The sequence below is a fragment of the Wolbachia endosymbiont (group A) of Eristalinus aeneus genome, from assembly GCF_964026915.1.
GTDB classification, from domain to species: domain Bacteria; phylum Pseudomonadota; class Alphaproteobacteria; order Rickettsiales; family Anaplasmataceae; genus Wolbachia; species Wolbachia pipientis.
The window spans coordinates 578,962-600,336 of the sequence record NZ_OZ034712.1 but is presented as its reverse complement, the minus strand read 5'-3'; the positions used below and the strand labels follow the sequence as shown (position 1 = coordinate 600,336).

Here is a 21,375-nt window from a genome sequence, read left to right as displayed (position 1 = left end):
AGCTACGAACATGGGTGAATATCAAGAAGTAGGCGGAGGTGAAACTGTAAAAAAGAATAAAAAACTTATCACTATAACTGCGGAAGCAGTAGAAAGGATAAGGTATTTATTAAATCAAAAAAAGCATGCTAACCTTGAGAAATCAGAAGAAGCAATAGGAATAAGAGTGCTAATTAAGCAAAAAGGATGTTCTGGTTTAAAATATGATATTGAATATGCATATGATACTCGTCCTTTAGAGTCGGTAATTGAAGAAAACTGTAGTGATGGCCAAAAAGTTAAAGTGTTGATCGACCCAAAATCCGTCATGTTTATTCTTGGCTCTGAAATGGATTATGTAGAAGAAAAATTTTCATCGGGTTTTGTTTTCAAAAATCCTAATGAGAAAGGAAAATGTGGTTGTGGAGAGAGTTTTCATGTCTAGCAACTATTTTGCATTGTTTGAAATTGAACCAGCTTTCAATATCAGCTTTGATGAGTTAGAGAAAAAATATATCGAGCTAAGCAGGACTGATATAAATGAAAGACAGTCCCAAAACATGGAAAATATTAACAGAGCTTATCAGATACTAAAGTCACCGCTAAAACGTGCTGAGCATTTGCTGGATTTTTTTGATGTGAAAAGCCAAAAGGACCACTTAAATTCTGAAATATTAAGTGAATCAATGGAAATAAGAGAGTATTTGCTGGACTGCGACGATCTACAATTTGCAAGCAGGATGGTTGATGAAAAAATAAAAGATTGCGTTAAAAACCTAATTAACACTTTTGCTGTAAAGAATTTTGATGGAGCTGCTACACAAGTCTTAAGATTGAAATATTTATATAAGTCATTTGAGGAGGTGAAAAAGAATGCAACCAATTCAAATTTCTGAACCAAATTCAAGTGAAGTAGTTTTTGGTATAGACCTTGGCACTACCAATTCTTTGATTGCTATGGTAAATAAAGCTGGTAACGTGGAGATATTTAAAGATGAACAAGGAAGAGAACTGCTGCCTTCTGCTCTTTCATATGAAAATAATACATTGAAAACTGGCTACGATGTCGGTCAAAATGCAATCTACTCAATAAAGCGTTTAATGGGTAAAAGTGTTGAAGAATTAAATAAAGAAGGCCTCAATTTTGAAATAGATCATGAAAGCGAAAAAGTTATTAGAATAAAATGCGCAGAGGAAAAGTATCTGACTCCTGTTGAGATTTCTGCTGAGATATTAAAAGCTTTATGTGAGAGGGTAAAAAAGTCTAAGGGACTGGAAGTAAAAAAAGCAGTGATTACTGTGCCAGCTTACTTTGATGATTCAGCACGTAACGCAACTAAATATGCGGCAAAATTAGCTGGAATAGAAGTTCTTCGCCTCGTTAACGAGCCAACCGCTGCAGCGCTTTCTTACTCCATTGAAAAGAACAATAGCAGTGGAATATATGCAGTTTATGACCTTGGTGGTGGAACATTTGATATTTCGATATTGAAATTGCATCAAGGAGTGTTTCAAGTCCTTGCGGTTGGTGGTGACACCAAACTCGGCGGTGATGATTTTGATCATTTGCTGAGTTCAATTGTGATTGATAAGTATAGAGAAAAGACGGCTAAGCAACTAAATTCCTTACTTATCGAATCACGCTCTGTGAAAGAGTACCTAAGCAATCACACTATAGGTATCTTTGAATTTAATGTTAACGGCAAGCCATTTGAGTGCGAAATTACCAGAGAAGAATTCGAGCAGGCAATCAGTTCTTTGGTCAATAAGACTATCAATATAGTCACTCGTACTATAAGCAACATAGATCTTAAAATTGATAATATAAAAGGAGTAATTTTAGTTGGTGGTGCAACTAGAACACCATTGGTTCAAAATTCACTAGTCAAACTCTTTGGAAATAAAGTACTAAATGACGTGGATCCAGATAAAGCAGTTGCCATTGGGGCAGCTCTGCAGGCTCATGATTTAACTTCGAGCTCAAAAGATAGGAATATTCTCCTGGATGTTCTACCTTTATCACTTGGCATAGAAACTATGGGAGGTATAGTTGAAAAAATCATACCAAGAAATACGCCACTACCAGTTTCAGAGATAAAAGAGTTTACAACTTATGTTGATGGGCAAACAGCAATGAAAATTCACGTTTGTCAGGGAGAACGTGAAATGATAGAGGATAACAAATCTCTAGCGCAGTTTGAACTGAAAGGTATACCGCTACTGCCTGCAGGTTCTGCAAGAGTTGAAATAGAATTTACAGTTAACGTTGACGGAATATTGACTGTTACTGCAAGAGAAAAAACCACCAGAATCGAGCAGACAGTTGAAGTAAATTCAAGTTTTGGCTTAAGTGAAGCCGATATTCAAAATATGGTTAACCAGTCAATAAACAGCTTTGATGAAGATATGAAGGCTCGTTCCCTTGCAGGCGCTAAAATTAATGGAAATAAACTCATACACTTGGTTGAAAACAATAATAACTTTTCCACTGATCAAAAGTTGAAAAACCTATTACAAAATGCAAAAAAAGCTTTACAAGGCAATGACTTGAATGAAATTAACAACACTATCGCCGAGTTAGAAAATTCTTCTTTAGAGTTGTGTGAATTAACAAATAGGTAGAAAAAGCTTACACAACCTTGTGCAATACCCTATTTAATCTCAAAGCAACAGGTAACCTGAAATTAAATGGTAACCAATCGACCTTTTCTAATTTAAATGATAAACCAACTATGCTTACACGCCCAATGATATTTTCCATTGGTACAAAACCAACTTCAGGAAACCTGCTATCTAAAGAATTATTTCTATTGTCTCCCATAACGAAAAATTGATCGTTAGGTACATAATAAACCGGAGTGTTATATGATAGCTTATTAGAAATGTCATCTACCAAAATCTCATGTTCCTTGCCACTTAAAAGCGTTTCTATATATCTTGGTATGTTACGATTTGACTCATAATCAAAAAAACTTTCAATTTGCCTTCGCTCTACTTTCTGATCATTTAGGTATAATTCTCCCTCTATCATTTGCACTTTGTCACCTGGTGTTCCTATTACTCGCTTAACAAACCTGATGCTGTCATTTCTTGTGGGTTTGAAAACTACTATGTCGCCACGCTTTGGAGGGGTATAAAAAATCCTGCCGCTAAAAATGTTTGGAGAAAATGGAAATGAGTGTTTACTGTAACCGTATGAATATTTACTAGTAAAAATGTAATCCCCTTCAAGTAGGGTGCTTTTCATTGAACCAGAAGGTATATGAAATGGCTCGAATAAAAAACTACGTATTGACAGCGCAATCAACAGTAAAAAAAACAATGAAGATAAAAATCTTCCCGTTCTTATCACCCAGTTTTTGCTTAGTTCTTCCAACTTTTCCAACTTTGTTTTTCTTATAGATTAAGCTTATTATAATACATAAATTAAAAAATGGTAATATGAAATTTTACTTGTGAATGTTATTCCTCTATTCAAAACAATTTTGAAAAGGCGGTTCATTTCTTTCAACGGTGTCATCCAAGTAGCTGACACATAACTGTACGAACATTGCAATTTGCAGGTGGCAGATGAAAGTAGCTGATGCACATCTGTACGAACATTTGCTTTTGTTAAGGTAATATGGTGTTATGAAAGTAGCTGACACTGGAATGGCTTTGTTGCATCGCTACTTATGAAAGGCTAACTATAGTTAGGATTATAAGCAACCTATTGAAAATCTTGTTTTTTTGCAATCAATCTGATCAAATTTAAGAATAGTAATTTGTTATTTATATTAATAAATTTAATTCTATTGAAAATAGCTAAAGCATTGAAATTCTTGAATTTTAGCCGGATTGGTAAATGGTAGTGAAATTTCTTTTACTCAAATTTAGGTATTCATTGACCGTTCTTGTTATAAATACCAGAATAATAAGCTACTGATATTCCCTATCTTTTTTATCTTTAATCCATCATAGCTAGCGATGCAACAAAGCCCACTGGAATCCAGGTTGTAACCGTTCACGGATTGTGAGAATGAATAAAGAACTAAGCAGTCGTAACTTTTGGAAGGGATTTTGGCCATTGAGACGTGATGTCAAAAATATCGACAACATTCTTTCCACAAATCTTTCTCCATGTTCCGACCAGGTGAAAAAGCTGTTTTTACGATAGCCGTCTAATTTGCCGTTCTGCAAGGTTGTTGATTGACTTCAGGCTTTCGTAAAAACTTCCACACCATATCCTCGGCCTTAACATCTTAATGGCCATTCTCAAACCATTTACAAGCCTTGTCATTTCATGCCCCCCCTTTTTGCATTAGTTGTGTAGCATCTTTTAATATTAGCAAGGCCTATAATAGTGCAACACTGCCTTACGTATTGCCAATCCAAATTCTACTTGCTGTAAAATAACACAATCTGCTACATCGCTGCTAATCTCAATCCCTCTGTTTATTGGCCCTGGGTGCATAACAATCGCATCTGGTTTTGCGTATGATAGCTTTTGTGAATCAAGTCCATACAAATAAAAATATTCTTTCTCTGAAGAACTATTATTCATGCGCTCTTTCTGCAATCTCAAAAGCATAATTACGTCAGCATCCTTTATACCTTCAATTAATGAATAATGGACTGAATCTACTTCAGGAAAATGCTTACAAATCAAAGTTGGTGGTGCGACCAAGTTTATCTCTGCTCCAAACATTTTTAGCAATCTTATATTTGATCTTGCAACTCTACTGTGCAGAATATCTCCACATATCACAACTTTGAGGTCCTTTATTTGCTTTTTGTGATTGCTGATTACAAGATAGTCTGCAAGAGCTTGAGTTGGATGTTCACTACTTCCATCGCCTGCATTGATTAGCGAGCAGTTAACATACTTTGCCAGTGTATTAATGATACCACTACTTTTATGCCTGATTATTATGTAATCAGGATTCATTGCATTTAATGTTTTGATCATGTCTTTTAGATCTTCTCCCTTGTTAATAGAAGAAGATCTTATTGGCAAAGTTACAACATTTGCTCCAAGGCTTTTTGCTGCTATTTCAAAAGACGCAAGTGTACGCGTTGAATCTTCAAAGAATAAATTTATTACTGTCTTATTTTCCAAGATATGACTATTTGCAACTTCTTTTTTAAGGTACTGGTTGGCCAACTTAGTTATATTTTCTACATCATCGACTGTAAGGTCTGAGATGTTTAACAAATTCCTTCTCTTGTTCATAGTTTCCTTTTCAACTACTTGAACCTATTCTACTTTCTTATTACCTTTTTTCAATAGACTTCTTGTGCAGCAATTGTTTTGGTGAAAGAACGGAAAAAGATAGTAAAGTCAAAATTAAGTTAGAAGGAAGAAAAAGTTCAGCGAGTCAAGAGTAAGGTATATTAGCATAAATCTTTCATCCCAATGTTTAGTGGCGCTGGGGATTACTTCCACTTACACTCATCCGCTATCATAACAGCCTCAAAAAGATGCTTCTCAAGTTCACTTAGAGGCAAATCACTTTGTGAATAATTTCCCCAAGATTTTAGTATATCGGAAGTTTCAACGCCTTCAATAATAGGATATTCTTGGTTTTTTTTAGCGTATAACTCTTGAGCCTGCTTGCTTACTAAAAATTCCAATAAGACTATAGCATTTTCCCTGTTTTTTGCGTTTTTTGTTACTGCTGCACCACTGATGTTTACCATTACACCGTGATCGTTGCGATTAGGAAAAAAAGCCCCTAGCTTGTCTGCAACATTCTTTTTATTTTCTGATAAAAGAATTCTCGCAAAGTAGTAGCTGTTTACTATTGCAACATCTCCCTCACCCGCTGCTACGGCGTAAATTTGATCAGTATCACCACCACTTGGTTTTCTTGCCATATTGCTCACAATTCCGCTTACCCATTCTTTCGTCTTTTCAAAACCATTATTTGCAATCATAAAAGCAATTAACGATCTGTTATATGGACTTGTAGAAGAACGCACTAATATTTTTCCTTTCCATTTTTCATTTGCTAAATCTTCATAAGTACTTAAGTCCTTAGGGTCTACTGACTCTTTATTGTAAACCAATATCCTAGCTCTTTTTGTAAGACCAAACCAATAATCTTCACTGTCTCTAAATCTTGCAGGTATAACACTTTTTAAAACCTCTGAATCTACTTGAGATAAAAGTCCTCTTTTTTTTGCTAGAATTAAGTTGATTGCATCAGCAGTCAAAAATAAGTCAGCTTCACCACCGTTTTCCATTCGTGAAAGTAGCTGAGAATAATCATCAATGATGTAACGTACTTTAATACCTGTATTTTTCGTGAATTCATCAAACAAAGTACGTACTAATTCTTCTTTGCGCGATGAATAAACATTTACCACTTGTGAGTCATTAGTTCCGTCGTTTCTGTATAAATAAGTAATAACTATCAATATAATTGCTATTAAGGATGTGAATATAAAGGCTTTTTTCATATTGGATAAAAAATAACTTCTTTCAGTTAAAGTTACCAAGATGGTACAACTTTAGCAAGTGTAAAGTTCGTTAGATAAATCATAAAAACTTGCTTGACAAGCCTTGCCAGTCCCCTTATCATGAAACTGAAGCTATTTATTTATCTTCTCTGTACAGATTAAATGACAAAAAAACTCACGTATCTGGCGTCCCATGTTTAATTTTTTGCACTATGTGCACTCTATGTCTTTATAAATTTCTAGGTTTTTACCTATACAAGCTGAAATACGCTTATAAAGCATTTAAAACATCAAAAAACGCCAACTTAAAAAATGGATAGTGAATAATTAGCTACCCTAGGGTTTCTTTTGCCTTTTTTTCTGTTTAGTAAATTTCTTAAACATTTATGACTAAAGGTTAGTTGCATTAAAAAGCAGCTAAATCGCGGTTATTAAGCGTTTAGAATAAAAAAACGCCATACTTGAAAGTATAATGTAAGTAATTAGCCAACCACGGGGCTTCTTTTGCCTTTTTTTTATTTGGTAAATTTCTTAATATTTATAGCTAAACGACAACCGTCATCCCGCTGCTTGTTAGCGGGATCTCTTGTTAGCGCCGCGGTGGTATGACGTAGGATTGTTGTCATTCCGCTACTTGTTAGCGGCTGAGATACCGCGAATGAATCGCGGTATGACGGTGTAGATGATGGTTAAGTATCCCGCTGCTTGTTAGCGGGATCTAGAGATACCGCAACGTCTCACCTATAGCCTTCAGTGCTCCTTTTTTTGTCATCCCAGCGTCACGCGTTGGTTTCAACATTATATCATGAACTTTCTAAAATTCATTGAACTGTGCTTTCAAACGGTGGTGCCGGGGTGTGAGTATAATGATTATCAGTATATAAAAGTCATAGCAGACAGACTTGAAGCGGCAAATGTTGGCAAAATGAGGCGAATAATATTCAATATGCCTCCGCGTTCAATGAAGTCCCTGTGCGCTAGTGTTGCGTGGCCCGCATGGATACTGGGAAATCAGCCAACTGCAAGAATAATAGTTGCAAGCTACTCTCGGCTGCTTAGCGAAAAGCACTCGCTCGATACAAGATGCATAATGCAGTCTAGTTGGTATAGAGAGCTGTTTCCAGAGGTAGAACTATCCAAAGATCAGAATACCAAATACAAATTTCAAACAGTGCAGAGAGGATACAGAATCGCAACGTCAGTTGGAGGGACGTTAACAGGTGAAGGTGGTGATTTCATCATCGTGGATGATCCACTGAGTCCCGCCCAAGCTTTGAGTGAAACGTTTAGAAAGCGTGCTACAAATTGGTTTGACCAGACTTTAGTAGCCAGGCTCAACAATAGAAAAAAAGGAGTAATTGTTCTTGTGATGCATAGGCTACATCAAGAAGATTTAACCGGGCACCTTCTCTCCAAACCGAAAAACATATGGAACCATACTTGTTTACCGATGATATCTGAAAATAAGGAGATTATCTATTCAATCAAAAAGCCAGCGCCTCCTTTTCTTGTTCCTGTCACCCGAGTAACTACAAATGAGTACAAAAGCTGGATTACAGCATCAAGTGCTAGAATGACACCACCCGTAATATTATACTCAAGAGAAGAAGGTCAGTTGCTATATCCCCTCGATGGAGGAAAAGAAGAAGTTGAGATGATAAAGGTTGAACTTGGAAGTTACGCTTTTGCTGCACAATATCAACAAAACCCTCTGCCACTTTCAAGTGGTATAATTAAACGAGAGTGGCTGAAGCGCTATAGAAATTTTCCTGACAATCTCTCGCATGTAACTCAAAGCTGGGACACTGCAGTTTCAACAAGCAACATGAGCAACTTTAGCGTCTGCACCACCTGGACAAAAGTGGGCAATAAATTCTATTTACTCGATGTATATCGCGCAAAGCTTGAGTATCCAAAGCTTAAAGAGCAAGTTCTGTCACTAGCTGCAAGATGGACACCGCACGCAATTTTAATCGAAGCAAAAACAAGTGGTCAGCAATTGGTGCAAGAGCTAAAGACAAACAGTGATTTACCAATTATCGAAATAGTACCACATGATGACAAACTCACTCGATTTTATCAAATTGTTCCGATTATAGAGTCTGGCAAGGTTTTTCTGCCGCACCAAGCAGTATGGCTGAACGATTTTGAGTATGAGACTTTAATGTTTCCTGAAACTCGACACGATGATCAAGTGGATAGTACCGTGCAATATTTGCAGTGGGTGAGAGATAGTAGCTCTAGGGTCGCAGCTTTACGGGCATTGTGATTTGAGTCTACCAGATCCAAGTAGTCAGCTACTTGCATGACACCCTGACAACCGTCATCCCGCTACGTGTTAGCGGGATCTAGAGATACCGCGAATGAATCGCGGTATGACGGTTCGCGGCAGCATGACGATAAGCTCGTCATCCCGCTACATGTTAGCGGGATCTCTTGTTAGCGGATGAGATACCGCGAATGAATCGCGGTATGACGGTTAAGTACGTGTTAGCGGCTAAGAGATACTGCGGCGGTATGACGTAGAGCTCGCGTTAGCTATAAGATTAGCTAACATTCTGCACGTCCATAAAAAACAAACCTTCTTTTTCGTCTTGAACGCTAATAATAGCGTGAGTGTTAAAAGGTAAAGGATCATTTGTATGTCCATGGCCTACCCCTTTCATTGTAAATACAGGAAAGTTAACACTTTTTGCAAACCTTTCTTTTACAACTTCAACAAGGTTATCGTTATAGCAGTTAACGAAATCCCCAAAGATTACTGCATGTACTCCATCAAAGATGTGAGCTTGTTTTAGGTGATCTAAACTGCGCTCTATTGCGTATGGGTAGACTCTTATGTCCTCTAAAAATAGAATTTTACCTTTCGCATTTATTTGCCAAACAGTTCCTATACTGTTTTCAACTAAAGTCATATTACCACCGATGATTTTAGACTTTAATTTGCCATCTTTTAGTCTAATGCCATTATTTATCGTCTTTAGGTTATCAAATCTGATAGAATCCCGCTTGTTAAGAATTAACTCTTTCAATTTTTCAACAGAGCTTTCAGAAACGGAGTTATTTACTATCATTTCCAACATGGTGCCGTGAAGAGTTTGCCAATCATATTTAGCTTGTAGATGGATGTGCAAGGCAGTTATATCGCTATAGCCTATGAGGATCTTTTTGTTTTGAGCAATCCTTTCTTTTTTATCATTGGGTAACTTTTCTAGATAGGGAATTAACCGAGAAGCCCCTTCTCCTCCTCTGATACACCAGATTATTTTACTATCATTAGTTAGTGCACTAATCAAATCATTTGCTCTGAATTCATCAGAGTTGGAATAAAATGGATTATCATTACTATATATTTTCTCCGAAATATGGGGATTAAAATCCAAAGCTTCTACATATTCTTTTATAGTAGTCAGATCTAATTCTTTTCCCTTCGAAGAAGGAGCAATAATATCAACTTGGTCGATTGCATGAATACCTGTGTTAGCACATAAAGTGAGAATGAAATATAAAAGGTAAACAATCATTAAAATATCTTATAAAACTCTTTTTTTAGTATATCATCCAATTCAGAGAGTGGAACTTTCACTCCTAGTTCTTCCATTGACGTGACGCCATAATCTTGCAGTCCACAAGGAATAATGCCCTTATAGTGAGAGAGGTTGGGGGAGACATTAAGCGCTATGCCATGATAAGTTACCCATTTTCTTAAACGGATACCAAAAGCTGCAATTTTTTTTTCTACTCCATTGTTATTCACCCAAACACCTATTCTATCCTCTTTAAATTCTCCAAGTATATTAAATTGCTTTAAAACATTTATTATCCACTTACTTAGGTCTCTAATATATAGCTTTATGTCGCATTTATTTCTTTTTTTAAGGTTTAACATTAAATATATGATGCGCTGTCCTGGACCATGATATGTGTATTTGCCACCCCTGCCTGTTTTATATATAGGAAATAATTTTTCAACAACGTCGTCATCTGTTGCACTGATTCCTGCAGTATAAAGTGGAGGGTGCTGGAGTAGCCATACTAATTCGTCTGCTGAATTATTGTAAATTTGTTGAATTTTTTCTTCCATAGATTTTACGGCACAGTTATAATCAATAAGCTGATTAGATATTAGCCATTCTATCATATTCTATTTCTTTTTTTTTAGTATAGCAGTTCGTTTTTTCCTGTTATTCCAGTGTGTGACACTGAGCGCAGCCTTTCTTATTCCTAATATACTTAATACTAACTTCTGTGCTATTTCTCCTTAACAAACATAGTACATGACAAATGTTTAATTATTTGTCAACACAGGTCCTCTTTACGTATAGGCAACTTTTTTTATTGAAAAATTCAGAAAAATGTTATATAATTATTAGTAGATTTTAGGTAAAATATATGGCAAACTCAAAATTTAGCATAACTTTCAACAACGAAATTTCAGAGTGTCTTGCTGGACTGGCTAAAATAAGAAATAAGTCCATTAAAGAACTAACAGAGAAGCTAATACAAGAAGCAATTGAAAATGAGGAAGATAAAATACTAATTGAGCGTGCTGCTAAACGTAATGTTTCAGGTGTAAAGAAAATTAGAAGTGAGGATGTAGACTGGAATACAATATTATCTTCATAGAAAGCGTTCTTGAGAAAGACCTTCCAGCTCTTCCAAAAACAATAAGATTAAAGATCATAAATGCGATAAATAAGCGCCTTACAGTTGATCCCATTAACCTTGGTGAGCCATTATATTACAGATTTAAAGGACAAAGAAGATTAAGGGTAGGTGATTATCGCGTTATCTATTCCGTAAATATTATAAAATATGAAGTGGTTATCACAGAGATAGGACACAGAAAAGATATTTATAAGTAAGTACATCATATAAATATTAAATATATTTTTACTCCTTCCTGATTCATTTTCTACCTTAGGTGGCTTCGCTCAGCTCAAAAAAAAAGCTCATTCTTTTTGCTACCCCTTATTGTGCCTGCCATTTAACTATTGTGTAGAGATTGCTCTCAAACATAATGTTCGTACGTTAGTATATCCTTCCTGTGACACCAATTGATATAATTCTACCACAAATTCAATTTTTTAGGAGGCATATATGAATCTCAATATTTTTCAAAGAAAAAAAAGCGCAGTATTTACTAAATATTCTGCTTTGCAGCTAATGATGGAGCCAAGTTGGAGTAAGCGTGATTATGTAAGTTTTGCTGAGGAAGGTTACATAAAAAATGTTATTGCCTTTCGAGCAATTAATATGATTGCAAGTGCTGCATCTTCGGTACCTTTTACTCTCTGCCAGCTTACTGAACAGGGAAAATCGCAATTAAAAGCCCATCCATTACTGAAATTACTTTATTCTCCTAATCCAATGACATCAAAATCGGAATTTATTGAGGGGATTGTAACTTATCGGTTAGTTAACGGCAATTCTTATATATTGATGATTGAGTCACAGAATAGTAGAAAACCACCAACAGAGCTTTATCTTCTGCGCCCCGATAGGGTTGAAATTGTTCCAGGGAGAAATAACGTTCCTTATAACTATCGTTATGCCATAAATAACAACAGTTATGACTTTAAAGTTGATAAACTAACCGGACGTTCAGCAGTGTTGCACCTAAAGACCTTTAACCCTTTAAATGATTGGTATGGGTTATCACCAATTGAGGCGGCTGCATATAGTATAGATCAGCATAATCAGGCTGGTGCTTGGAATCAAGCAATGTTGCAAAACGGAGCAAGACCAAGTGGTGCAATAGTTGTAAAATCAGCAAAAGATGGAAGTGGTGGAAGTTTAAGTCAAGAGCAGTACCAACGCTTAAAAGCGCAGATAAATGATCATTATTCAGGTTCTATAAACGCTGGAAGACCGATATTGCTTGAAGGAGGCTTGGAGTGGAAAGAAATGAGCTTATCGCCAAGGGATATGGATTTTATTGAGTCCAAACACAGCTCAGCTCGTGATATTGCGCTAGCTTTTGGCGTTCCACCGCAATTGCTTGGCATACCGGGTGATAACACTTATAGCAATTTAGTCGAAGCACGCTTATCCCTCTGGGAGCAGACGGTTTTACCAACGCTAGAAAATATTATCTGTCACCTGAATTCTTGGCTAACACCAAAATTTGGTGAAGATCTGTGCTTGTCGTATGACAAAGATGCAATAGAAATTCTCATGGAAAAGAGACAAAAGTTGTGGAAATACGTAGAAAACGCAAGCTTCATGACGCTCAACGAAAAGAGAGAAGCATTTGGCTTGCCACCACTGCCAGGTGGTGATGAGTTAGGTTAAGTTTGTATCCGTTCAGATGAGTTTATTGTCCCCTAAACCGTACACCTAAGTAAATTAACTATTTTTTTTGCCAACCAGAGCGGTGAAGATTTGGTCTACATCAAAACTCATCTTAGGACGCCAAATAGGGCCATCCAAATGCATATCGATATAGATTGGATTACTATAGTTTGGTGGTATGAAAAAGAACCTGAATATAGAAGCTAAAGCGAAGTTAGATAAGGTTAAATTAGAAGAGATCGACCCTGATGCTTGATCAATCCCGAACTGTAAACTAGTTGAACATATACCACTCTTAATACTTGCTTTTCCGCTAATATTTTCAAAAAATGTTTTACCATTATATATATCAATATAAGCAAGTGTGGAAATTTCAGACTTATTCTTACTGCTTAACAAATTAGTGATAAATGAATTGAAATCTACATTAGTAACTTCTATTCCTTGCGCTTGTAAGTTTACATCTCCTGATAAGTTACTAGCCCAATCATGAAAACTTTTTCCTTGAGTTTTGATTTCACCATTTAAGCTTACCTGACCATTTACATTGTCAATTCCTATAACCTTACCAATCTTTTTAGTGTCCAAATTTACAATAGAAAACCTTGTATTTATTGAGTCTGATCTTAAATAACCCTGAAAAAACACTTGCCCGCGTTCTAATACGTAACTTGCCTGCCTGATAGTGATAGTGTTGTTTCTCATTACCGCATCCAAATTAAAATCTTTCAAAACATTATGCTCGGTTTTAAATTCTGCAGTATTGATTTGCACATTTGCATCAAAGCCTTCTTTGTCATCCAAAAAATCAAGCTGCTTTGTTGACCATTGAATTTGATCTATCTCATTTCTTGAATTTCTTTTCGTCTCTACTAAATTTGGTAATGTAATAATTTTTCCATTAAATTTACTGCCCGTAAGGTTAACATCTAATAAAGGTTTGGCGTATTTTTGATCTGCTAATATTTTTGCATTACCGGTAATATCGAAATCTTCTCCAGATAGTTTTATTTTATCTGCAACTAGCTTACCTTTTTCCATTTTCAGCAAAAAATCCAAATTTTTAATTTTCGTATCATTCAATGTAAGGTTATTAACACGGGCCTTTATATTTGCATCATACTGAAAATTTTTCAGCCATTGCATTTTAGGTAAACTGCTAAATAATGAATGATCATATTTATCTGCATCAAGATTATGCATGCTAAATTCACCATTGACCACATTGTGTTTTTTTGTATGGCTTACTCTAATTGACCCTTGCAAGGATTCCTTATTATTTAGCAGTCTAATGTCTGAGATAGATAATATTCTTGGTGCAAGGTGCAGTTTAGAACTTAGTGTAAATTGATTTTTCTGGTTTTCTTTCATCTTTATAGAAGGGAAAAAACATGAAATGAATGACTCAAAATCATTTCCTTCGACTAATAAATCACCGTTGAATTCAGATAGGACATTATTGTTTGAGATCTCTCCTGATAAGTAAGATATATTATTGATTCCAGGAAATTTAAGAAGCGTATTAACTTTTACTTTGCCATCAGTGGATTTTAGTACAGCACGGAAATTGTCCAATATTTTGTTTTGATATTGAATGTTAGAAGCTTCCATATTAAAATTTAAGCTCAAGTTCTTTGGCACAACTGCTCTAAAACATTCCAGAAGATCCTTCATATTCATTGTTCTTTGTGAATCATTTTGTATGGAATCTAAATCAACTTTACTGAAGCTAATATTGAAATTAGTGTGATTGCCTTTTCTATCATTTTGTATTGTACCACTGGCTTGCATGCTTTTGGAATCAATTTTTAGGTCAGTTGCCGTAAACTCACTTTCATTAAGACTTATATTGGATGATATCTTGATATTTTCGCTAGGAATAACACAAGAGAGAAAGCTAAGATTAATGATTTTTGCTAAATCACTCGCAAAACCAGAACTATTATTGATCGTTAGTGTTAAATTACCCTGGAGTTCTTCTTGATTTCTATTACCTGTAAATAGCAAATTTACAAAATTTGATTCAACACTAATGTGTACATTCTTTTTTGTGATATCAACCTTTCCTGAAAAATCGTAATTATTATCACCTGCCTTTACTTTACCAAAAAACTGCTTATTTTTTTTTACAGCAACTTCCTTTATGTTAACAATATCAGCGAAATCATTCTTGAAACTTACTTGGCTGTCTTTTATTACTATATTGACTGTGTTACCACTGGCGTTTGTATTTATAATATTAAGTAAATTTTCTTTGTTGCTTTTCATGCCAAACAATGTGATTGACTTTGGTTGCAACGAAAATAAAAACAACGATAGGAACGATGGCCTTATTTCAATTTTTCTTACACTAATTAAATCTGACAACTTTTGCTCTTTATTTTCGTTGTATTGTACGTATACATTATAAATAGTGAGCTTTGGGGTAATCAACGAAACTTTAATTTTTCCCCCAATATGCACTTTAGCATCATACGTCTTCTCTAACTCTTTTATGATATATTTCCTGTAGCCACTCCAATCCTTAAAAGTTGCAGCAACATGCATGAGAATTAATAGCAGTGAGATTGATAATATAGCATATAAAGAAAGTCTCATAATTTACACATGCTTAAAGTTTCCCTTAAATATTAAATAGAGAATACCAAAATAAACAATAACACTCAAAGCTATTAAAGTCGTTAAATAAACAATACGAGCCAACATTTTATCAAAAAATAATCCTGCCAACAAAGAATTAAAAATATAAAGGGCTATTGACATGACTGCCGTTGCTACAAAAATTTTCATGACATTTAACAATAACGCTTGGCTAACCTTATACATTTTATTTATTGTTAAATAACTAATTAATAGAATAGAGTTTATCCAAGTGGAAACGGAAGTAGCAATAGCAATCCCCGTATGCTGATACTCGTTCATTAACAAAAGGTTTAGCACTACATTAATTCCAAGACACATTAGCGAAAATATGGTTGGTATTTTCAGATTGCCTTTAGCAAAAAATGTAGGTAGCAATACTTTATTTATAATAAATGCAGGTAAAGAAAGAGAAAATGCTATTAAAGTGGGAACAGTTTGCTGCACTGCATAATGATCAAACCGGCCGTAAGAAAAAAGCGTAAGTAAAATTATGTCGGGAATAATGATAAAGGCAGCAGTTGTTGGCATAATTAACATTAATCCTATGTTGAGAGCCTTGTTCTGTATTTTGACTATATTTTCAGTATTATCCACCTGTTTTGAAATTAAAGGAAGAAGCACTGTACCAATTGCAGTACCGATTATTCCCTGCGGTAGTTGATTTAGTCTATCGGCATAATATATATAGGACACCGCATTTGGTATAAAACTCGCCATGATTGTATCAATCCATAAGCTTATTTGAGTTACACAATTGTTGATAATTGCAGGTATCACACGCTTAAAAAATAACCTTACTTCATTGCTTAATTCAAGGCTAAAAGAAAAAGCTGCCTTTAACTTGTATGCACTAAATAGTATCAAAAGTAGCTGGAAAATTCCTCCTATAAGGACAGCTATAGAAAGGTTGTGCGCTGGAGTTTTTACGTAAGGCACAAACAAACTGATGATTAAACAGAGATTCAAAACGATTGGTGCAATAGCTGTTGAAGCAAAATGCTGCTTTACTTGCAGCATTCCACCAATAAGTGATGCAATTGAAACAAAGATTATGTAGGGCATCATAATTCTTGATAAAGTAACAGTAAGGGTAAACTTACTTTGGTCAAATCCAGGAGCAAAAATTTGAATCATATAAGGGGAGAAAGTTTGCATGATAAGGCAAAAAATTACTAAGATAATAAACGTAATGGATATTACACTACTTGCAAAATTAAATGCCTTCTTATTATCATATGATTCTGTCGAGTATAACGGTATGAATGAGGTAGTGAACGCTCCTTCTGCAAAAAATGCTCGAAATAGATTGGCAAAGCGAAACGAAGAAAAAAATATGTCTGCAAGAGAGTTTGCACCAATAACTGTAGCAATCAATACATCTCTTATTAACCCTGAGATCCTTGAAATAGCCGTAAAAAAACTAAATGTGAAAATACTTTTAAACATACCACTACTTCATTAGTGTCAATGCAATTAACTATAATGGTAAAAGTATCAATGAAAATATTTATTGGCTAAACTTAAAACCCTCTGCAAAAGGAGAGTTAAATAATCAATTGACTATTTGCGCTCTTATGTTAGAAATTTTATATCTTGGCGGGCGTAGCTCAGTTGGTAGAGCGTCAGTTTGTGGTACTGAATGTCGCCAGTTCGATCCTGGTCGCTCGCCCCACTAAAATTTTCTGCTTGACGGAGATATGAACAAATGGTAATATATCAATTAATTAGGGAGGTTATATGGATGACGGCACTAAAAGTCTTTTAATATTTTGTGGCGCAGCATCGGTAATAGGTGCATTTACAGGTCTGGGATTGAGTTTTACAGCTTTATCACCTTTGGTTATAGGTGGTGCCGCCATTCCTGTAATATTATTAACTGCATATTCTATATGCAATAGTGTAAAAGAAGGAAAATTCTCCAAAAAAGGTCTTTTCGGGGTGGCTTGTTTTTGCGTTACAAGTGCTGCAATTGGAGTTGGCCTTGCTGCAGCCGCAACTGCTATTTTTCCTGGTGCAATGCTTGGAATGGGCTCTGCAGCTTTAGCAGGTGCAACAATAGGAGTGATAGCACCGATAGCAGGGTTATTTGCAACCAAGGCTATAATATTTGCTGCTGAAAAAGTGAATGAATATATTATATCACCTATAGTTGAGTGTTTTTCTTCAAAAGAGAAGGGGTACAAACCAGTTTAAGCTAACCAAGTAAGCTTTTCTGTTATTCCAGTGTGCAACATTGGAATAACAAGATTTGACATTAACCGCTGATAATCGGAATATTAGTAGGGTACGAATTACTTAAAAAGCATGCATAAATATGACGTAGTGGTAGTAGGTGGTGGTCATGCAGGATGCGAAGCGGCTGCTGCGGCAGCTCGCCTTGGTACAAACACGCTGCTTATAACTCATAAAATTTCAACTATAGGGGAAATGTCCTGCAATCCAGCAATCGGAGGAGTTGCAAAGGGTGTTGTAGTCAGGGAAGTTGACGCTCTTGATGGAATAATGGGAAGAGCAATCGACCGAGCAAGCATACACTCAGTCATTTTAAATAGCAGCAGAGGTGCGGCAGTGTGGGGACCACGTGCACAGGCAGACCGAAAATTATACAAGCAAGCAATACAGGAAATTATTCTAAATTATAACAATTTGACGGTAAAAGAAGAGTCAGTTGACGATTTCCTTATAGAGAGTAATAACAATGGAGAATTGTGCATTAAAGCTGTAATAACAAGCTCAGGGGAACATATACTAACAGGTAAAGTCGTTTTAACCACAGGAACTTTTCTGCAAGGTGTAATTCATATAGGAGAACAAACAACCCCTTCAGGGAGAATGGGAGATAAGCCTGCAGTAGAACTTGCAAATACGTTGAAGAAATATGATTTTAGATTAGGTAGACTGCGTACCGGAACTCCACCAAGGCTTGATCGTGGCACTATAAATTGGTCAATATTGCAAGAACAAGTGGGTGATAATCCACCTGTGCCGTTTTCTTATCTCACAGAAAAAATTAACCAACCTCAGGTATCATGCTTTATTACCCATACTAATGAAAATACGCATAAAATAATTAGAGAAAATCTTCATAGGTCAGCTTCTTCGTATCTAAGTGACGTTGTTGCGCCAAGATACTGCCCATCCATTGAAGTTAAAGTTAATAAATTTGCAGAAAAAAGTAGTCATCAAATATTTTTAGAACCAGAGGGCTTGAATGATGATACTATATACCCGAACGGAATTTCAAATTCATTGCCTATTGAAGTGCAGTGTGAAATGATAAAGAGTGTCAAGGGACTTGAAAATGCAGAAATACTAAGGCCTGGATATGCAGTTGAGTATGACTATATTGATCCACGAGAACTAAGCCATACTCTTGAAACTAAGAAAATTAAAGGCCTATATTTTGCTGGCCAAATTAATGGCACCACTGGATATGAAGAAGCAGCAGGGCAAGGAATTATTGCCGGGATCAATGCAGCACTTTCTGCATTTGAAAAAAAAGAAAGCTTTGTTCTCCATCGTACAGATTCGTATATCGGTGTAATGATAGATGATCTAGTCACCAAAGGGGTGATCGAACCTTATAGATTATTTACCTCACGTGCAGAATATAGGCTAGCTATCAGGTCAGACAATGCAGATAGAAGATTAACACAAAAAGGTTATGATATTTCCCTTGTGTCGCATGAGAGATACTCTGTTTTACAGAATAAACTTAAATCTATTAAGCAACTTGAAGAAAAACTAGAGAGTTTGACGATTACTCCTGAGCAGCTTAGGTCTTATGGTATCAAAATATCTTATGATGGGATAAGAAAAACGGCACTAGATCTACTTAGCTATCCAAATATCGACTGGAATAAATTACAAGAAATATGGCCGGAGTTAAGCAGCGTCACGCGCTGGGATGACACCGCAGTGGGTAGCATAACTAAGAATGAAATATGCGAAGCGGTTGAAATTGAAGCAAAATACAAACCTTATCTAATAAGACAAGAAGCAGATATGAAGTTTTTACGAGAGGAAATCAATACTCAAATTCCAATCAACTTCAACTATTCACAAGTTAAAGGCCTGTCAAGTGAAGTAATAGAAAAGTTGCAGACGATAAAACCAGCGACGATTGGCATTGCAAAGCAAATACAAGGCATCACTCCTGCAGCGATAGTGAGCATATTAGTGTATTTGAGAAACAGGAAAACGAAAGTGGCTGCTAATTTTGTATGAGGTGTTCTATGTCAAAAATCGAAGAATTTCGTTCTTTTATGCACGAGATAAACGTTGATGCATTTATGTTGCATACTAAAGATGAATATTTAAATGAGTATTCAGAGGAGCTAACAAAGCTGTGTGGCTTTACAGGAACAAATGGGCTACTTATCGTTACAAAAGACAACAAGTGCCCATTTTTTACGGATGGACGCTATATTACACAAGCTCGCAATCAGCTCGATCGGGGCAATTTTCAAGTATATAATATACAAGAAGAGGATCCACGCGAATGGATAAAAGCAAACTTAACATCGACTGCCTCACTAGGTTATTATTTGCAATATTTTACCATCGAAGATATAAGAAAGTATGAGAATATCTGTAAATTAATACCCTGTTTAGCTGGAAAAAAAAGTGACTATCGAAAACAAGCAGTGGTTTTACATTCTATTAAATATGCTGGTAAAAGTAGTAAGGACAAATGTGAAAAAATAGCTAGAAGCGTAGATAAAGGAGCTGAAGCAGTGCTTTTAACTGATCCAAATTCAATTTCATGGTTATTAAATTTAAGAAACGAAAATGCTAAATATACTCCATGTATATTGGGTCGTGCTATATTGTATAAAAGCGGTAATGTTGATTTGTTTATTCAAGATAAAGAACATTCAACTATAGAAGCAAATTTAGGCAATCATGTAAATATTTTTGATATTAGTGAGCTAGAAAATTCGCTGCACAAGCTAAATTCAATAGTTATAGATCCAAACACAACTCCAATGAGTATCATGGCTGTAATAAAAGATAAACAGGTAGCTGAGAGAGAAGATCCTTGTCTAATTTATAAAGCAGCAAAAAACCAAACTGAAATAGCTGGGGCTATAAATGCGCATATCAGAGATGGAGTGGCAGTTACAAATTTTCTATCTTGGCTTGAAAATAATGTTGGTACAGAACTTGAAGCTGAAGAAAAGATTTTAGAATACAGAAAAGAGCAGAATTTGTTTAAACAATTGAGCTTTCCAACAATTTCCGCATTTAATGAAAATGGTGCAATAATTCACTATCGTGCAAGCAGTAAGACGAATAAGGTAATTCAGAAAAATGGACTATATTTGATTGACTCTGGTGGCCAGTACCTTGACGGCACAACTGATGTGACAAGAACTGTAGTAGTTGGTAATCCAACTGATGAACAAATAACCCACTATACAATAGTACTCAAAGCTCACATTGCTATAGCAAGTGTCGTCTTTCCCCCCGGCACTACTGGTGGAGAATTGGATATATTGGCACGTACGCATTTATGGAAATTTGGAATGGACTATATGCATGGTACAGGGCATGGAGTAGGAAGTTACCTATCAGTACACGAAGGACCACAAGCAATATCAAAGGGAAATAAAGTGAAACTCACGCCAGGCATGATACTATCCAACGAACCTGGCTATTACATTCCGGGAGAGTATGGAATAAGGATTGAAAATCTGATGTATGTTGATAAACATGAAAATGGTTTCTTGGGGTTTAAACAACTAACCTCTATTCCGTATGATAGAAGGCTAATAGATGTGCAAATGCTTACTAAAGATGAAATTGAATGGATAAATAGCTATCATCAATTTGTCTATAAAAACTTAGAAAATAGCGTCAAAGATAAAGGGTGGTTAAAGAAAGTATGTGACCCTTTATAAGCAAAGGAGCATTTTTTATTATTTAAAAAGTATTAATGCAATTGTAACAGGTATTTTGTATTGTTTTTAATTTTAAAACAATATATAATAGAAAACACGTATTTTTAGGTAGGTT

At 35.6% G+C, this 21,375-nt stretch carries 18 protein-coding genes and 1 tRNA gene; 11 read left to right on the top strand and 8 right to left on the bottom strand.

Going from position 1 to position 21,375, the window contains the following annotated elements:
* The first annotated feature begins 10 nt into the window (after positions 1–10).
* The 3 genes from AAGD62_RS02975 to hscA are packed head-to-tail and all read left to right on the top strand — an operon-like array spanning position 11 to position 2,601.
* A complete protein-coding gene (locus tag AAGD62_RS02975) occupies positions 11–424 on the top strand; it encodes a HesB/IscA family protein (protein ID WP_155968926.1) in 414 nt (137 codons plus the stop codon).
* Positions 417–875 (top strand): iron-sulfur cluster co-chaperone HscB C-terminal domain-containing protein, encoded by a 459-nt coding sequence (locus AAGD62_RS02970; RefSeq protein WP_155968928.1) that lies wholly within the window; start codon positions 417–419, stop codon positions 873–875. The genes AAGD62_RS02975 and AAGD62_RS02970 overlap by 8 nt, the downstream gene beginning before the upstream one ends.
* Positions 853–2,601 (top strand): Fe-S protein assembly chaperone HscA, encoded by a 1,749-nt coding sequence (gene hscA, locus AAGD62_RS02965; RefSeq protein ID WP_155968930.1) that lies wholly within the window; start codon positions 853–855, stop codon positions 2,599–2,601. Before AAGD62_RS02970 ends, hscA begins: the two co-directional genes overlap by 23 nt.
* Before the next feature lie 7 nt (positions 2,602–2,608).
* On the opposite strand, the gene lepB is transcribed toward hscA, so the two are convergent.
* The 4 genes from lepB to AAGD62_RS02945 all read right to left on the bottom strand — a co-directional run bounded on the left by lepB (position 2,609) and on the right by AAGD62_RS02945 (position 6,420).
* Positions 2,609–3,355: a signal peptidase I gene (gene lepB, locus AAGD62_RS02960; RefSeq protein WP_155969584.1), complete on the bottom strand. Its 747-nt coding sequence runs from the start codon at positions 3,353–3,355 to the stop codon at positions 2,609–2,611.
* A 771-nt stretch (positions 3,356–4,126) separates the two neighbouring features.
* Positions 4,127–4,258, bottom strand: a complete 132-nt coding sequence (locus AAGD62_RS02955) for a hypothetical protein (protein ID WP_255317428.1) — start codon at positions 4,256–4,258, stop codon at positions 4,127–4,129.
* Positions 4,259–4,303: 45 nt separating this feature from the next.
* A complete protein-coding gene (locus AAGD62_RS02950) occupies positions 4,304–5,191 on the bottom strand; it encodes an aspartate carbamoyltransferase catalytic subunit (protein ID WP_006280416.1) in 888 nt (295 codons plus the stop codon).
* 203 nt (positions 5,192–5,394) lie between these two features.
* Positions 5,395–6,420: an extracellular solute-binding protein gene (locus AAGD62_RS02945; protein WP_095866589.1), complete on the bottom strand. Its 1,026-nt coding sequence runs from the start codon at positions 6,418–6,420 to the stop codon at positions 5,395–5,397.
* An 805-nt stretch (positions 6,421–7,225) separates the two neighbouring features.
* On the opposite strand from AAGD62_RS02945, the gene terL reads away from it, so the two are divergent.
* Positions 7,226–8,689 (top strand): phage terminase large subunit, encoded by a 1,464-nt coding sequence (gene terL, locus AAGD62_RS02940; RefSeq protein ID WP_155968932.1) that lies wholly within the window; start codon positions 7,226–7,228, stop codon positions 8,687–8,689.
* A gap of 277 nt (positions 8,690–8,966) precedes the next feature.
* On the opposite strand, the gene AAGD62_RS02935 is transcribed toward terL, so the two are convergent.
* Both AAGD62_RS02935 and lipB read right to left on the bottom strand, forming a co-directional pair.
* A complete protein-coding gene (locus AAGD62_RS02935; protein WP_155968934.1) occupies positions 8,967–9,944 on the bottom strand; it encodes an LD-carboxypeptidase in 978 nt (325 codons plus the stop codon).
* Positions 9,944–10,561, bottom strand: a complete 618-nt coding sequence (gene lipB / locus AAGD62_RS02930) for a lipoyl(octanoyl) transferase LipB (protein WP_155968936.1) — start codon at positions 10,559–10,561, stop codon at positions 9,944–9,946. The genes AAGD62_RS02935 and lipB overlap by 1 nt, the downstream gene beginning before the upstream one ends.
* 251 nt (positions 10,562–10,812) lie before the next feature.
* On the opposite strand from lipB, the gene AAGD62_RS02925 reads away from it, so the two are divergent.
* From AAGD62_RS02925 to AAGD62_RS02915, 3 genes are all read left to right on the top strand, one after another.
* Complete coding sequence (locus AAGD62_RS02925) at positions 10,813–11,046, top strand: DUF6290 family protein (RefSeq protein ID WP_010081986.1); 234 nt, start codon at positions 10,813–10,815, stop codon at positions 11,044–11,046.
* Positions 11,022–11,285, top strand: a complete 264-nt coding sequence (locus AAGD62_RS02920; RefSeq protein ID WP_155969587.1) for a type II toxin-antitoxin system RelE family toxin — start codon at positions 11,022–11,024, stop codon at positions 11,283–11,285. Before AAGD62_RS02925 ends, AAGD62_RS02920 begins: the two co-directional genes overlap by 25 nt.
* Positions 11,286–11,520: 235 nt before the next feature.
* Complete coding sequence (locus tag AAGD62_RS02915) at positions 11,521–12,714, top strand: phage portal protein (protein ID WP_155968939.1); 1,194 nt, start codon at positions 11,521–11,523, stop codon at positions 12,712–12,714.
* Between the two features lie 54 nt (positions 12,715–12,768).
* Here the strand turns inward: AAGD62_RS02915 and AAGD62_RS02910 are convergent, their stop codons facing one another.
* On the bottom strand, positions 12,769–15,312 hold the full coding sequence (locus tag AAGD62_RS02910; RefSeq protein ID WP_155968941.1) for an AsmA-like C-terminal region-containing protein: 2,544 nt from the start codon (positions 15,310–15,312) through the stop codon (positions 12,769–12,771).
* A 3-nt stretch (positions 15,313–15,315) separates the two neighbouring features.
* A complete protein-coding gene (murJ, locus tag AAGD62_RS02905; protein WP_010962984.1) occupies positions 15,316–16,803 on the bottom strand; it encodes a murein biosynthesis integral membrane protein MurJ in 1,488 nt (495 codons plus the stop codon).
* A gap of 150 nt (positions 16,804–16,953) precedes the next feature.
* Here murJ and AAGD62_RS02900 point away from each other — a divergent pair.
* The 4 genes from AAGD62_RS02900 (at position 16,954) to AAGD62_RS02885 (ending at position 21,260) form a co-directional block, all read left to right on the top strand.
* Positions 16,954–17,029 (top strand) — tRNA-His (locus AAGD62_RS02900).
* A 65-nt stretch (positions 17,030–17,094) separates the two neighbouring features.
* Entirely contained in the window at positions 17,095–17,550 is a 456-nt protein-coding gene (locus tag AAGD62_RS02895) for a hypothetical protein (protein WP_174515867.1), read from the top strand.
* Between the two features lie 111 nt (positions 17,551–17,661).
* A complete protein-coding gene (mnmG, locus tag AAGD62_RS02890) occupies positions 17,662–19,584 on the top strand; it encodes a tRNA uridine-5-carboxymethylaminomethyl(34) synthesis enzyme MnmG (RefSeq protein WP_155968945.1) in 1,923 nt (640 codons plus the stop codon).
* Positions 19,585–19,592: 8 nt separating this feature from the next.
* On the top strand, positions 19,593–21,260 hold the full coding sequence (locus AAGD62_RS02885; protein WP_155968947.1) for an aminopeptidase P family protein: 1,668 nt from the start codon (positions 19,593–19,595) through the stop codon (positions 21,258–21,260).
* Positions 21,261–21,375 lie beyond the last annotated feature (115 nt).

Coding starts and splice junctions, on each gene's coding strand:
- AAGD62_RS02975 (WP_155968926.1), top strand. CDS start 11: ATGGGTGAATATCAAGAAGTAGGCGGAGGTGAAACTGTAAAAAAGAAT.
- AAGD62_RS02970 (WP_155968928.1), top strand. CDS start 417: ATGTCTAGCAACTATTTTGCATTGTTTGAAATTGAACCAGCTTTCAAT.
- hscA (WP_155968930.1), top strand. CDS start 853: ATGCAACCAATTCAAATTTCTGAACCAAATTCAAGTGAAGTAGTTTTT.
- AAGD62_RS02955 (WP_255317428.1), bottom strand. CDS start 4,258: ATGACAAGGCTTGTAAATGGTTTGAGAATGGCCATTAAGATGTTAAGG.
- AAGD62_RS02950 (WP_006280416.1), bottom strand. CDS start 5,191: ATGAACAAGAGAAGGAATTTGTTAAACATCTCAGACCTTACAGTCGAT.
- AAGD62_RS02945 (WP_095866589.1), bottom strand. CDS start 6,420: ATGAAAAAAGCCTTTATATTCACATCCTTAATAGCAATTATATTGATA.
- terL (WP_155968932.1), top strand. CDS start 7,226: ATGAACTTTCTAAAATTCATTGAACTGTGCTTTCAAACGGTGGTGCCG.
- AAGD62_RS02935 (WP_155968934.1), bottom strand. CDS start 9,944: ATGATTGTTTACCTTTTATATTTCATTCTCACTTTATGTGCTAACACA.
- lipB (WP_155968936.1), bottom strand. CDS start 10,561: ATGATAGAATGGCTAATATCTAATCAGCTTATTGATTATAACTGTGCC.
- AAGD62_RS02925 (WP_010081986.1), top strand. CDS start 10,813: ATGGCAAACTCAAAATTTAGCATAACTTTCAACAACGAAATTTCAGAG.
- AAGD62_RS02915 (WP_155968939.1), top strand. CDS start 11,521: ATGAATCTCAATATTTTTCAAAGAAAAAAAAGCGCAGTATTTACTAAA.
- AAGD62_RS02910 (WP_155968941.1), bottom strand. CDS start 15,312: ATGAGACTTTCTTTATATGCTATATTATCAATCTCACTGCTATTAATT.
- murJ (WP_010962984.1), bottom strand. CDS start 16,803: ATGTTTAAAAGTATTTTCACATTTAGTTTTTTTACGGCTATTTCAAGG.
- AAGD62_RS02895 (WP_174515867.1), top strand. CDS start 17,095: ATGGATGACGGCACTAAAAGTCTTTTAATATTTTGTGGCGCAGCATCG.
- mnmG (WP_155968945.1), top strand. CDS start 17,662: ATGCATAAATATGACGTAGTGGTAGTAGGTGGTGGTCATGCAGGATGC.
- AAGD62_RS02885 (WP_155968947.1), top strand. CDS start 19,593: ATGTCAAAAATCGAAGAATTTCGTTCTTTTATGCACGAGATAAACGTT.